The organism is Roseovarius nanhaiticus, from assembly GCF_900156535.1.
Classification (GTDB): domain Bacteria; phylum Pseudomonadota; class Alphaproteobacteria; order Rhodobacterales; family Rhodobacteraceae; genus Roseovarius; species Roseovarius nanhaiticus.
In genome coordinates this window covers 505,071-517,348 of sequence record NZ_FTNV01000001.1, presented here as the reverse complement: position 1 = coordinate 517,348, position 12,278 = coordinate 505,071, and the positions used below count along the sequence as shown (strand labels likewise).

Here is a 12,278-nt window from a genome sequence, read left to right as displayed (position 1 = left end):
TCGTACCCTGCAGCAAGGATTGCTGGGTAGATTGCAAGGATCGGTACGGTCTTGAGCGCCGCATTGCGGCCAGATCGCTGATTTCGCCGTTTCAGCCCGCAGGAGGAGCTATGATTTCTTGCCGGTCCATAGCGAATGCACCAGGAAAACGGCCGCACCAAGATCCGCGGCCATGATCGCCCATAATAGCCAAGTTTCGATTGGCGATTGATTGAGCAGCTCCAGCAACGTTCCGGCCATCCCGCCCAACATGCAAAGAAGCGCCAGCCAGGCCACCCACACAAGCCCCCTGCGCAGACCGAAATAAAATGCGGTGTAAAGCGTCGCCGGGAACAGCAGGAACAGTCCGAGCGGCGTGGCCCCTGTCAAAACGCTGCCGATGACATGCAGCAAAGCGCTGACGAGAAGGAATTTTCCCGCCTTCGTCATGACCGGACCATGATGCCGGAAACAAGTGTTTTGCCCCAGTCGGATTTGGCTAACCGCATGCGTTTCACTGTTTGTCTCCTGCCTGTGCGCTGCATGCCCCTGCCCGAGGCGTCGGGCGCGCCACACCGTCGTCGCCTTCGTTGCACAGCGATCCCAATCCGGCTGACCAAAGCTGCTTGGTGATCACAAGGGCATTACTTCTGGTCAGAGATAGGGCAGTGACCATTCCTCGACAGTGTCGCGAGTGACTTTCCTAAGCAGGGTCATCACGCTTGGGGCGGCTGCCTTGTCTCTCCACAAACTCGAAAATGTACGGTGCTCGGTGATGAATACGAGGTCATGCTCGGGCAAATGCCCGTCACCCCCTTGAGGCCACAGCGCGTTGACCGGCAGATTGGTGGCCGTGTCTCGCCGGTTTTCCGGTTCGCGGTAGATGATGCAGGCAATACCGCTGTCGATCGAGCGCGCAGGTCACATTGTGGCTGCGCTGGGCTATCTGGATCACGGAACGCGCGCGGCGCCGTTTTCGCCAGCGGTTGAGACCATTCCCGGCACGACAGAAGACCTAATGCTGCTGAGGTTCGACCCAGTGGCGCAGTCTTAGGCGCTGACTAGGCATGGCTGACATCGGATCGACCGGGGGGAGCCGCTTTTTTCAGCTGAGCGAAGCATGCGCTGCCGAGCTTTGGGTTTTGCGGGCATCGCCAACCGGTGGGATCAAACTGCGCCCGTCTTGGCGCCGGTTCTCCGCTCCGGGTTGCCGTGGAAGTCAGCCTGCTTCGCCCGCCTCAGGAGGCGGTCATGATCGGCATTGCACCCGCTTTTTTGCCCAATGCAATCAAGGAGGAGGCACGCCGCGCCTTGCTTGGGCTTAATGCGGAAAGCTGAAAAACACCTGCCTTTTCGCAGCCGCGGGCTATCTCAATTGGCCTACAGGCGCATCCCGGACGCCGTGAGCGCCGACACCGACCCGCAACCATTCGAGAAGGAACATCGATATGAGCCGCTCCGATAAACAGGGAAAGACAATGCAAACGCATGTGATGGACGGACCGCGTCCGGCCACGCCAAACGTGGACCGTCCTTGGGATTCTTTGAAAGAAGTCTTTCGCCGGATCAATATCCGGCAGGGCGACCGAGCAACCCATCGCGCGTATCACAGCCTTTACGAGGATATGCTGAATTGAGACCGATCCTCATATTGGGTGCGACCTCGGGAATTGGCGCACTCGCCATGAATGACGCTGTTGATCGCGGATTGCCTGTGCGTGCGTTCGCGCGCAGCGCAGGCGATATTGAGAAAACCGATCTGATCGAGCCTTTCGCCGGGGACGCGCGATCGGCTCAGGATGTATCAGCCGCGGTGGCAGGGACCCGTGCCGTGATCTACGCCTTGGGCATCAAGGAGCGGCTTGCGATGCTCTGGGAGGAAGAGACTTTGTTTTCCGATACCACCCGCGTGCTTCTGGACGCGATGAATGCCAGCGACGTAACGCGATTGGTCGCGGTGACGGGTTTCGGCGCAGGACGTTCGAAAAGTGCCATGAGTTCGCCAGAGACGCTCGGTCACAAGGCCATCTTTGGCAAACCTTATGCCGACAAGGACCGGCAAGAGGCGATGATCATGGCAAGCGACATCGACTGGACAATTGCACGGCCGGTCATCCTGACCAAGGGTCCGAGATCTGACAATCTCAAGGTCTTGCGCGATCCGGCAAGCTGGCGGAACGGATTGGTCTCGCGGCGCAATGTCGCGCGATATCTGGTCGATGCGGTGGAGGATGGGCTCGACGTGAAAGCGGATGTCGTGCTCAGCGATTGAGATACGGCCGGTGTTTGACCATCGCCGGATGACAGCGCGTCTCAAAGTGTCAGCGAGGGTCCGCCAATGAAGCGGCTTCAGTGTCAAACCCCCCAAAAACCCAACGCTTCCGCATTCTCGGTTCAGGCATCGACCGATTGCAGGATGCCCATCCAGCTTGGCTCCCGCCAACCAAGCACAGTACGGCATAGCAGATCTTTTTGCCTGTCAGAGCAGTCGGGTTGGCGGGCTGCGGTGCCTGTCATGACAGTCGCCTGCGGGCTGCAAATGCTGGTCGATGTAAAGGGGGCGGGCCGATTGTTCCCTGCGCCAAACTTTAATATCTGCCATGCCGGATCAAAGATGCTTGCCGGGAAAAGCCTATTTTTGCGGATCAATCACGGAACGCACCAAAGCGATCTTGAAGAACACGCAGCCGATCCAGCCTTGTCGAGACACTGTCGCCCAGATGCGCAGTGAGATCGTTCAGCAGCAGAGTGCTCAGGCAGGAGTAAGGCACATGCGAATCCCAAAAAAGGTGCGACTCCGTGTTCAGGGGAAAAACCATGTCCGTATGGTCGCGGGCCCACAGGCAATGCGTGTCGCAGACGATGATCAGGGGAATTTTGGCCTCTTCGGCGGCGGCGGCAAGGTGGAGACTGGCCTGCGTGTAGCGCCGCATCTCAAAAAGTACGACGCAATGCGTACTGGCCTGATCTCCCAGGATATCCCCGAAAATGCCATCGCGGCCGTCTTCGATCCGCACATCGGCTCGGAGATAGGAAAGGCGCGTCGCAAAGCCCGATGCGATACCTGCAATCGTCTGGAAGCCCGCCACGTGGAGCTTTTGCGCAGTGCTGATGGCGCGAATTGCGGACTTCCAGGCCGGGGTGCCACGCAACGAATAGGCGCTTTGCAGAGCGGCTACATCCTTGTCGAAGTTGTGCCAGATATCGTCAGTGCCTTCAGCGCGAATGCGGTTCAGCCTGTCTGACACCATAAGCGGAGGCGCCTCCATCTGACTGAGCAGATCCGATTTCAGCTCGGGCAATCCATTGTAGCCTATAGTCCGCAGGAAACGGCCCACCGTCATTTGACTGACGCCGACGTTTTCGGCGATGGAGGCGGCGGTCTCGAACCCCAGACGATCGAAATACGTGAGCATGTAGTTTGCCACCGACTTTTCCGCGCGGGTCAGGGTCGGATACATCTCGCGGAGGCGCTCCTGAAGTGACGGCTGGCTCATGCGCACTCTTTCCGGGCAGCGAGGTCGGGCAGCCGATCGAACCAAGGTCGCTCCGCCTCGATCTGGCCGGCGAGCCGAAAGAGGATATCCTCGCGGCCGAAATCGGCCGAGATCATGACACCCACGGGAAGCACGCTCTGTGATTTTTCGGGGTGGTGCCAGCCCAGCGGCACGGACATGCTGGGCGCGCCCGTCATGTTGTAGAGTTGCGTGAAAGGCGTAAAGCCGGTCAGCGCGGCACGGTAAGCGTCCATATCGTCTGTGTCGGTGCGCTGCACGCCAAGCGGGGGCGGAAGCGTGGCCAATGTTGGGCTGAGGATTGCGTCGTAGCGGCTGTGCAGATCGGCCATGGAGCGCGTTTGAGCATGGATCTGAAAGAGCGCTTCCGCATAGTCTTCGGCGCTCATGTTCTTTGCATCGCTGATGGCGCTCCAGGTTACGGAGTCGACATCCGCGCGCTTTATCTTGCGGTCCAGCTTCGCTCCGACGGCGTGCAGGCTGCGCGCAACATTGCTGGCCACCAGAACCCAGAGCGCCTTTTGCAGCGGCTCTACCTCACCGGGCAGGCTGATCACGTCCAGGTCATGGCCGAGCGAGGCAAGAAGGTCCGCGGCATCCTCGGCCGCCTTTCGGCAAGGCAGGTCCACCGGCGCCCCACTCATGGGGGCGACGTGCCAGCCGATCCTCAGCCGCCCCGGATCGCGGCGCGCCTCCTCGGTGTAGGGACGCACGCGCGGCGGCGCGCAATAGGGATCGCCCGGCGCCATGCCTTGGGTCGCATCCAGCATCGCGGCGCTGTCGCGCACCGATCGCGTCAGCACGTGCGAGACCGAAAGGCTGCCCCAGCCCTCGCCGACGAGCGGGCCGGAAGGATTGCGCGCGCGCGATGGTTTGAGGCCGAAGAGGCCGCAACAAGAGGCCGGAATGCGGATCGAGCCACCGCCATCGCTGCCATGCGCTGCGGGCACGATCCCCGCGGCCACGGCGGCAGCGGCCCCGCCCGAAGAGCCGCCCGCGCTGCGCGCCCGGTCCCAGGGATTGCAAGTGGCCCCCGTCAGTGACGTCTCGGTCGATGCGGCGAGCGAAAATTCCGGCGTCGTGGTCTTGCCGAAGATGACGACGCCCGCCGCCTTGTAACGTTCGACCAGATGGGAATCGATGGCCGCGGGTGCGCCCTTGGACAACAGGCGCGCGCCGTTGGCCGTGACATGACCTGCCAACTCGCCCGAGGCATCTTTCAGCAAAAAGGGCACGCCGCGAAATGGCCCCTCGGGCAGGCCGGCGGCGATCGCCGCACGCCCGTGATCGTAGAGTTTTTGCGACAAAGCGTTGATCGCAGGATTGGTTGCCTCGGCGCGCTCGATAGCCGCTTCCAAAAGTTCGGCGGGGTCTAGCTCGCCGTCGCTTACCAAGGCGGCCAAGGCGGTTGCGTCATGCTGCACGTAATTCTTCATAGAACCAAGCTCTTATCGAATGTTCGGCGATATAACCGTAATTGACATAATGTGATCTCTATAACATCATCACCAAATCGTCGGGTGAGCAATAGTGCAGTGACTGCACCAACACGGGAGAGTTCGACATGAAACCACTTAGCCTTATGGGCGCAACAGCGCTGCTGGCCTTCGCACCGATCAGCGCCGTTGCGCAGGATGCGGTGATGACCTGGGGTAAGCCCGCCGAGATCACCGGCTTTGACGTGCATGTGGCGGGCACCGTGGCGTCCTGGGAAATGTACCAGATGGTGTACGAGACTCTCCTGACCACCAATGCGGATCTGGGTCTTGCCGCGGGTCTTGCCGAAAAGTGGGAGCAGACGTCGCCCACAACCTACACGCTGACCCTTCGCGACGGCGCGGCCTTTTCCAACGGACGGGCGGTCACGAGCGATGATGTCATCGGTAGCCTCGAGCGGATCAAGAACCCCGAAACGGCCAGCTACTGGTCGCCGCAGCTGGGCGACATCGCCCGCATGGAGGCCACGGACGATCGCGTGATCGAAATCGAATTGGCCAGCCCACAGGCCAGTTTCCTGCCCGCGCTGGCGCATATCACGGCGGCGATCCTGCCGATGAAAGAGCTGGAGGATGGCAGCTTCGATCCGACCTCGCAAATGCTGGGCTCGGGCCCGTTCATGGTTGAAGAGCACAAGCAGGACGAAAGTTGGACCCTGGCCCGCAATCCGCATTACTGGCGCGAGGGCTATCCGCTGGCCGATACGCTGGAGGTCCCGATCATCCCGGACGAGAGCGCGCGTATCGCGGCGCTGCGCGACGGGCGCATCGATTTTACCACCTTCGAAAATCCCGACGCGCAGCAGATGCTGAGCAGTGCGGGAAATGTTGCCATCGACGTGCAGCAGACGACGAACTACTACCGCCTCGACGTCAACGCGCTGGACGAGGCTTCACCCTTCCATGACAAACGGGTCCGCCAGGCAATGAACCTCGCGCTGGACCGCGATGCGATCAATGACTTCGTCTTCGCCGGCACATCGTCGCCCGATTATCCCGTGCCCGCCGCCTTCGGCAAGGACGCGTGCCGCAATCTGGACACCTACGCGATGCCGCGTGATGAACGCCTGGAAAAAGCGCGCGGCCTCTTGGAGGAAGCGGGCAACACTTCGCCCGAGATCGCGCTGACGCTCAGCTCGGCCAACCCTGTTCTGGGGCGCATCGGACAGGTCGTGCAGCAAAGCCTCGGCGAGGCGGGCTTCGACGTCTCGCTCAATCAGGTGCCGACGGCGGAATACCTGCAAAAGGTCTTCACCGATGGTGATTTCGATTTCTCCGCGTCGTGGCTGGCGGGCTATACGGACCCCGGCATGGTCATCAAGTGGTGGAACCCTGAATTCGCCGTCTGGAATGCCGTGTTTCACGAAAATGTCCCCGAGCTGTCGCAAGCGCTGGACGATGTGGGCGCGATGCAGGACGGGGCCGAGCGTGACGCCAAGCTGACCGAGATCTGCGCGATGATAGACGACGGCGCCAACATCCTCGCCCTCGTCGGCAAGTCCGATTACCTCGCCTACCGCGAGGATCAGGTGGACGTGACCCTGGCCGAGCGGTCGGGATCGGCCAACACGTACCAGTTCATCGCCGAATTCGATCCCAAGTAACGTATCCGCGACGGCGGTCCTTATAGGCCGCCGCCGCTGATCGTCCGGAGCGCCAATGCGCCTTTTTCTCTACCTCTTGCCGCGCCTCGCGGCGATGATCGTGACGCTTTTGGGGGTTTCGGTCCTGGTGTTTTTGTCGCTGAGGATGATCCCCGGCGGCTATGCCGACATCCTGCTGGGCCCATTCGTCACGCCCGCCGCGCGCGAGGCGATCAGCCAGCAATACGGGCTGGATCAGCCCTTGGTGGTACAATACCTGCGCTGGCTCGCTGCCCTTCTGCAGGGCGATTTCGGCGTGTCGATGGTCACGCGCCAGCCGGTCCTTGATGAGTTTATCCGCCGCGCACCCGTCACGCTCGAGCTGGCGATGATCGCGCTGGGGCTGGCGCTGTCGATCGGCCTGCCCTTGGGCGTCTGGTCGGGCATCCGGCAGGGCGGGCGGCGCGGCGTCGACTTTGCGCGACTGGTCGGCGCACTTGGCGCGAGCGTGCCCGACTTCGTGCTGGGCAGCGTCCTGATTTTCGTCTTTTCGGTCTGGTCTTTGTGGTTCCGCGTCGGCGGCTACGTGCCGTTTGGCGAGGACCCGGTGGGCAACATGCAAACAATGCTCTTGCCCGCTCTGACTCTGTCGCTTTTCGGGATAGCGCTGGTCTTGCGCACGACGCGTGACGCGGTTCTGCGGGTGATGACCGAAGGCTATATCACCGCCGCGGTCGCGCGGGGCGAGCGACCGCGCGATATCGTGCGGCTGCACATTCTGCGCAACGCGGCCATTCCGGTGGTGACTGTCGTGACCACCTATTTCGGCTTCCTTCTGGGCGGGGCCGTGGTGGTCGAGGTGCTCTTTTCGGTACCGGGCTTCGGGCTCTACATCTTCAACGGTCTCCTGAACCGCGATTATGCGATTGTACAAGCGGGCGTGCTGTTGGCGGCCACGGCCTTTGTCGCAATCAACATGCTGGCGGATTTCCTCTATGCGGTGATCGACCCGCGCGTGGGGGCGGATTGATGCGGGCGGCACTGGGCTGGCTGGGGCGCATCTGGCGCGCCGATGTCCTGTCGGCCTTCGGGCTGGCGGTGTTGGGTCTGCTGATCTTCCTCGGTATCTTCGGGCAATGGCTGCCTCTGGGCGATCCCACCCGCATCGCGGCCGGGCCGCGCCTGGGGCCGCCATCGCTGGCTTTTCCCTTCGGCACGGACGAGCTCGGCCGGTCTTTCCTTCCGCGCGTCGTGCAGGGTATTCGCGCGACCTTTCTGCTGTCCGCCATCGCGGTCCTGATCTCTGCGGTGATCGGCACGGCGCTGGGCATGGCGGCGGGGTATTTCGGCCGCGGCATCGATATTGCGGTGGCACGGGGCGCTGACATCCTTTTCGCCTTTCCCGCGCTGTTGGTCGGTCTGCTGGTCGCCGCTGTTCTCGGACCGGGGCAATTTTCAGCCATATCGGTCATCTCGATCGCCACCTTGCCGCTGCTTATACGCGTCGTACGCTCCGTCACGCTCAGCGTGGCGGGACGCGGATTTGTCATCGCGGCGCGGGTGGCGGGCGCGTCCTGGGTTCGGATCCTCGCGGTGCACATACTGCCCAACGTCATGGGCGCGGTCATGGTGCAGCTGACTTACGCCCTCTCGATCGGGATGATCATCGAAAGCGCGCTCAGCTTTCTGGGCCTCGGCGTGCAGCCGCCCGAGGCCTCGCTCGGCTCGCTTTTGCGGCAGGGCAGCGCCTATCTGACCATCGCGCCCTGGATGGTGCTGTCTTCGGGCGCGGTGCTGTCGCTGGCGATCATGTCGGTCAACCTCGTCGGTGACGCGGTGCGCGACATGCTGGAGCCGCTGAAAGGCAGGGCGCTGACATGAGCAATATCGCCAAGGCCGAGGATGTTGTCGTCTCCTACCGCACGACCAAGGGCAGCTTGCGGGCGCTTGATGGCGCGGACCTTGCCGTGCGCGCGGGCGAGACGCTGGCCGTGGTCGGTGAAAGCGGATCGGGCAAGTCGACGCTGGGCATGTCCTTTGGCCGTGTCCTGCCGGGCGAGGCCAAGCATGAAGCGGGCAGGATCGAAGTGGACGGCACCGATGTCTTTGCCATCGATGCCGAGACATTGCGCGGCTTGCGCCGTGACAAGCTGGGCTTTGTCTTTCAGAACCCCATGACGGCGCTCGATCCAACGATGCGGGTTGGCCGGCAAGTGGCGCGCGCCATGCCGGGCCGTGCCAGCGACGCCGAGATCACCGCGCTACTGAAGCGTGCCGAGTTGTCGGATCCCGCCCGCGTGATGCGCGCCTATCCTCACGAGTTGTCCGGCGGAATGGCGCAGCGTGTGGTGATCGCGATTGCGATCGCGCGCGGTCCACAGCTGTTGATCGCGGACGAGCCGACGGCGTCGCTGGACGCCTCGATCCGCGAAAAGGTAATGGCGACATTGGCACGCCTGCGCGACGAGACCGGCGCAAGCCTTCTGGTGCTCAGCCACGATCTGCGCCTGATGGCCCGCCATGCGGGCCGTGTCGCGGTGATGTATGGCGGCCGCGTCGTCGAGATCGGTGCAAGCGCCGAGGTACTGCAGCGTCCGGCGCATCCCTATACCCGCGCCCTTCTCGCTGCGGCATCGGGAAGCGAGCGTCCGGGCGAGCGGCTGGAGCCGATTCCCGGCACGCCGCCCACCCTTGCCGGGCGGTGCGAGGCCTGCGCCTTCGCCCCGCGCTGTGCCTATGCCCAAGATAGATGCCGTGCGCAGCGCCCCGAGCCGCGCGAGGTCGCCGGCCGTCAGGTCACCTGCCATTTTGCCGAGGATGTTCTGGCGGATGCGCCCATCAGCACGGAGGCCCCGCGATGAGTGCCGTTATCACGCTCGACAAGGTCGGTGTCACGTTTCGCCGCCGCTTGATAGGCGGCGACGTCGTCGAGGCAGTGCGCGATGTATCGGTGGAGATCGCAGAGGGCGAGACACTGGGCCTCGTGGGCGAGTCCGGTTCGGGCAAGACGACTCTGGGGCGCGTCTGCCTCGGCCTGTTGCAACCCACCACCGGCGAGATGCGGATGCAGGGCGAGGCGTTCGGCAGGCTGCGCCAGCGGCGCGGTCAGCTCTCGGTCGTGCTGCAACATCCCGAATGGGCGCTGAACCCGCGCCTGCGCTGCGGCGCCTCGGTGGGCGAGCCCTTGCGCGTTCTGGGCGCGCCTGCTGGCGATCGTCAGACGGCGGTGGCGCGTATGCTCGACCAGGTCGGGCTGAGCGCCGATTTTGCCGAGCGTTACCCCGGCCAGCTGTCGGGAGGTCAGCGGCAGCGCGTGGCTATCGCCCGCGCCCTCATCACCGAGCCGCGCTTCATCCTCTTTGACGAGGCGGTGAGCGCGCTCGACGTGTCGGTGCAGACCCAGGTGCTCAACCTCATCCGCGATCTGCAGGCCGATCACGGCTTTGCCGCGCTCTTCATCAGCCACGATCTGGCCGCGACGCGCTATGTGTCGGACAGGATTGCCGTGATGCTCAAGGGGGAGATCGTCGAGGCCGCCCCCGCCGAGGATTTCTACGGCACGCCGTCGCATCCCTACAGCCGTGCATTGATGGAGGCGGTGGCGTGAAGGCGGTCTTATGTGCCGCACTTTTCTGTCTCGGCGCGGGTGTCGTGCACGCCAACGACACTGAGGTTGCGCGCACATGGGAGGCGGCGCAGGTCTGGCTGCCGGGCACAGTGAATGCGACGTCCATCGAGGCGCTGGACGAGGGCGAGCCCCCGCGCGCGGTCGTCCTTTATGCCCATGGCTGCGATGGGTTGAGCCGTATCACCACTGTCACAGCGCGGTTCCTGGCGGACGCAGGCCATCTTGTCGTCGCCCCCGACAGCTTTGCGCGTCAGGACAAACCCGTCAGTTGCAATGCGGCGCAGCAACGGGGCGGGTTGCACCGCGGGGTACTGCGGTGGCGACAGCAAGAAATGCAGTACGCATTGGCCCAGCTGCGCGAAAAAGATGAGTTGAGGGACGTTCCGATCGTTCTCATGGGCCATTCAGAGGGCGGCATCACCGTTGCGACAATGGCGGCCCCGGATGCAGCGATGCGCGTTATCGAGGGCTGGACCTGCCATGCCGGATGGCCGGAATATCGTGGCCTGAACGCGCCCAAGGGCCAGCCCGCTTTGGCCCTGGTGGGAGAGGAGGACCCGTGGTTTCGCCTTCCGGTGCTCAGCGGCGACTGCGGCGCGTTCATGGAGGGCGAAACACAAGTGTCCCGCGTTTATTCAGAGCCGGACCACCTTGGAGACAAGCATTGGTTGAGCGCGGACAAGGAAGTCCAAGATCTAATTCTAGACTTCATTGACGTCCATCTGCCAGCTGGGGATGCCCATGGAGAATAAACTCCATCAAACGCTTTCAAGCGCGGTCGACGCAGGCTTTGACGCACAGGTCAATCTGACGGCGGATCTGGTGCGCTTTCCCTCGACCCGAGGTCACGAGGCGACCGCGCAGGATTTCATGGCTTCACAGATGCGCGCCCGGGGATGGGACGTCGACCGTTTTCGGATTGACCTGGAGGCAATTCGGCATTTGCCAGGGTTTTCGCCGGTCCACGTCAGTTACGACAACGCCTGGAATGTCGTCGGCACCCATCGCGCGCGGCGCCCCGAGGGCCGATCGCTGATCCTGAACGGTCATATCGACGTCGTGCCGCCCGGACCTGCCGCCATGTGGACACGTCCGGCCTTTCAGCCGCATCTTGCGGATGGATGGCTATACGGGCGCGGTGCCGGCGACATGAAGGCTGGGCTGATTGCCTGTCTGGCCGCGCTCGACGCGATAGATCGGGCCGGGTTCAGGCCCGCTGCCGATGTCATCGTGCAAAGCGTGATCGAGGAAGAATGCACCGGCAACGGCGCGCTGGCCTGCTTTGCCAAGGGATACCGCGCCGACGCCGTGCTGATCCCCGAGCCGCTGCACGAATGCCTCATCCGGGCACAAATCGGTGTCATCTGGTTCAGGATCGAACTTCAGGGTCTGCCTGTTCATGTCGCTCAGGCCGGTGAAGGGGCGAATGCGATCATGGCCGCCTACAAGGTGATAGAAGCGCTGGGCACTTTGGAGGCAAACTGGAACGATGCCAAGTCGCAGGACCCGCATTACAATGGCGTGGCGCATCCCATTAACCTGAACATCGGCAAGATCGAGGGCGGTGACTGGGCGTCGTCCGTTCCCGCATGGTGCGCATTCGACGCGCGCATCTCCATATTGCCGGGTCAGGATTTGAACAAGGCCAAGTCAGAGATCGCCTGCATCGTCGCACAGGCCGCACGCGACATTCCTTTTCTCGCGGACAACCCTCCGGAGGTGATCTTCAACGGGTTCGAGGCCGAGGGCTATGTGTTGGCAGATGCGGACGTCCCGGTGACAGCTCTGGCCCGGGCGCATCGCACGGTCTCGGGTGAAGATCTGAACGAGGTTGCCTCGACTGCGACCACCGATGCCCGCTTTTTTGGTCTTTACGGCGACATGCCCGCGCTCGTCTATGGCCCTAATGCAGAGCATGTCCACGGCTTTGACGAACGCGTGGATTTGGAGTCTCTTAGGAAAGTGACCAAGGTGATGGCGCTCTTCATCGCGGATTGGTGTGGGCTGCACGCCAGATCCGGCTGAATTTCCAAGGATGTTCTCGACGCCCAAGCGCGACGTCGGGCCGCTTCGTTGC

The 12,278-nt window shown here is 62.9% G+C and carries 13 protein-coding genes; 10 read left to right on the top strand and 3 right to left on the bottom strand.

Features of this window, described 5'->3' with window-relative positions:
• Window positions 1-108: 108 nt before the first annotated feature.
• Window positions 109-429 (bottom strand): hypothetical protein, encoded by a 321-nt coding sequence (locus BW975_RS02440; protein WP_076530680.1) that lies wholly within the window; start codon window positions 427-429, stop codon window positions 109-111.
• 433 nt (window positions 430-862) lie between these two features.
• On the opposite strand from BW975_RS02440, the gene BW975_RS18000 reads away from it, so the two are divergent.
• The 3 genes from BW975_RS18000 to BW975_RS02430 all read left to right on the top strand — a co-directional run bounded on the left by BW975_RS18000 (window position 863) and on the right by BW975_RS02430 (window position 2,251).
• Window positions 863-1,033 carry a hypothetical protein gene (locus BW975_RS18000; RefSeq protein WP_175610725.1) on the top strand — a complete coding sequence of 57 codons (171 nt, stop codon included), beginning with the start codon at window positions 863-865 and terminating at the stop codon, window positions 1,031-1,033.
• A 394-nt stretch (window positions 1,034-1,427) separates the two neighbouring features.
• Complete coding sequence (locus tag BW975_RS02435; RefSeq protein WP_076530678.1) at window positions 1,428-1,616, top strand: hypothetical protein; 189 nt, start codon at window positions 1,428-1,430, stop codon at window positions 1,614-1,616.
• A complete protein-coding gene (locus BW975_RS02430) occupies window positions 1,613-2,251 on the top strand; it encodes an NAD(P)-dependent oxidoreductase (RefSeq protein WP_076530676.1) in 639 nt (212 codons plus the stop codon). The genes BW975_RS02435 and BW975_RS02430 overlap by 4 nt, the downstream gene beginning before the upstream one ends.
• A 373-nt stretch (window positions 2,252-2,624) precedes the next feature.
• On the opposite strand, the gene BW975_RS02425 is transcribed toward BW975_RS02430, so the two are convergent.
• Both BW975_RS02425 and BW975_RS02420 read right to left on the bottom strand, forming a co-directional pair.
• Complete coding sequence (locus tag BW975_RS02425) at window positions 2,625-3,476, bottom strand: MurR/RpiR family transcriptional regulator (RefSeq protein WP_076530674.1); 852 nt, start codon at window positions 3,474-3,476, stop codon at window positions 2,625-2,627.
• Entirely contained in the window at window positions 3,473-4,930 is a 1,458-nt protein-coding gene (locus BW975_RS02420) for an amidase (RefSeq protein WP_076530672.1), read from the bottom strand. The genes BW975_RS02425 and BW975_RS02420 overlap by 4 nt, the downstream gene beginning before the upstream one ends.
• A gap of 128 nt (window positions 4,931-5,058) precedes the next feature.
• On the opposite strand from BW975_RS02420, the gene BW975_RS02415 reads away from it, so the two are divergent.
• Genes BW975_RS02415 through BW975_RS02385 form a run of 7 tightly spaced genes read left to right on the top strand, consistent with a single transcriptional unit; the run spans window position 5,059 to window position 12,226 of the window.
• On the top strand, window positions 5,059-6,594 hold the full coding sequence (locus tag BW975_RS02415) for an ABC transporter substrate-binding protein (RefSeq protein ID WP_083686954.1): 1,536 nt from the start codon (window positions 5,059-5,061) through the stop codon (window positions 6,592-6,594).
• A 55-nt stretch (window positions 6,595-6,649) separates the two neighbouring features.
• On the top strand, window positions 6,650-7,603 hold the full coding sequence (locus tag BW975_RS02410) for an ABC transporter permease (protein ID WP_076530668.1): 954 nt from the start codon (window positions 6,650-6,652) through the stop codon (window positions 7,601-7,603).
• Window positions 7,603-8,454 (top strand): ABC transporter permease, encoded by an 852-nt coding sequence (locus BW975_RS02405; protein WP_076530666.1) that lies wholly within the window; start codon window positions 7,603-7,605, stop codon window positions 8,452-8,454. Before BW975_RS02410 ends, BW975_RS02405 begins: the two co-directional genes overlap by 1 nt.
• Window positions 8,451-9,434 carry an ABC transporter ATP-binding protein gene (locus BW975_RS02400; RefSeq protein WP_076530664.1) on the top strand — a complete coding sequence of 328 codons (984 nt, stop codon included), beginning with the start codon at window positions 8,451-8,453 and terminating at the stop codon, window positions 9,432-9,434. The genes BW975_RS02405 and BW975_RS02400 overlap by 4 nt, the downstream gene beginning before the upstream one ends.
• Entirely contained in the window at window positions 9,431-10,180 is a 750-nt protein-coding gene (locus tag BW975_RS02395) for an ATP-binding cassette domain-containing protein (RefSeq protein ID WP_076530662.1), read from the top strand. Before BW975_RS02400 ends, BW975_RS02395 begins: the two co-directional genes overlap by 4 nt.
• Window positions 10,177-10,953 carry a dienelactone hydrolase family protein gene (locus tag BW975_RS02390; RefSeq protein ID WP_076530661.1) on the top strand — a complete coding sequence of 259 codons (777 nt, stop codon included), beginning with the start codon at window positions 10,177-10,179 and terminating at the stop codon, window positions 10,951-10,953. The genes BW975_RS02395 and BW975_RS02390 overlap by 4 nt, the downstream gene beginning before the upstream one ends.
• Complete coding sequence (locus BW975_RS02385) at window positions 10,943-12,226, top strand: ArgE/DapE family deacylase (RefSeq protein ID WP_335743486.1); 1,284 nt, start codon at window positions 10,943-10,945, stop codon at window positions 12,224-12,226. The genes BW975_RS02390 and BW975_RS02385 overlap by 11 nt, the downstream gene beginning before the upstream one ends.
• Window positions 12,227-12,278: the final 52 nt, after the last annotated feature.

What these genes read in the sequence shown, in the direction of transcription:
- BW975_RS02440 (WP_076530680.1), bottom strand. Translation starts at nt 429, where the DNA reads ATGACGAAGGCGGGAAAATTCCTTCTCGTCAGCGCTTTGCTGCATGTC.
- BW975_RS18000 (WP_175610725.1), top strand. Translation starts at nt 863, where the DNA reads ATGATGCAGGCAATACCGCTGTCGATCGAGCGCGCAGGTCACATTGTG.
- BW975_RS02435 (WP_076530678.1), top strand. Translation starts at nt 1,428, where the DNA reads ATGAGCCGCTCCGATAAACAGGGAAAGACAATGCAAACGCATGTGATG.
- BW975_RS02425 (WP_076530674.1), bottom strand. Translation starts at nt 3,476, where the DNA reads ATGAGCCAGCCGTCACTTCAGGAGCGCCTCCGCGAGATGTATCCGACC.
- BW975_RS02420 (WP_076530672.1), bottom strand. Translation starts at nt 4,930, where the DNA reads ATGAAGAATTACGTGCAGCATGACGCAACCGCCTTGGCCGCCTTGGTA.
- BW975_RS02415 (WP_083686954.1), top strand. Translation starts at nt 5,059, where the DNA reads ATGAAACCACTTAGCCTTATGGGCGCAACAGCGCTGCTGGCCTTCGCA.
- BW975_RS02410 (WP_076530668.1), top strand. Translation starts at nt 6,650, where the DNA reads ATGCGCCTTTTTCTCTACCTCTTGCCGCGCCTCGCGGCGATGATCGTG.
- BW975_RS02405 (WP_076530666.1), top strand. Translation starts at nt 7,603, where the DNA reads ATGCGGGCGGCACTGGGCTGGCTGGGGCGCATCTGGCGCGCCGATGTC.
- BW975_RS02400 (WP_076530664.1), top strand. Translation starts at nt 8,451, where the DNA reads ATGAGCAATATCGCCAAGGCCGAGGATGTTGTCGTCTCCTACCGCACG.
- BW975_RS02395 (WP_076530662.1), top strand. Translation starts at nt 9,431, where the DNA reads ATGAGTGCCGTTATCACGCTCGACAAGGTCGGTGTCACGTTTCGCCGC.
- BW975_RS02385 (WP_335743486.1), top strand. Translation starts at nt 10,943, where the DNA reads ATGGAGAATAAACTCCATCAAACGCTTTCAAGCGCGGTCGACGCAGGC.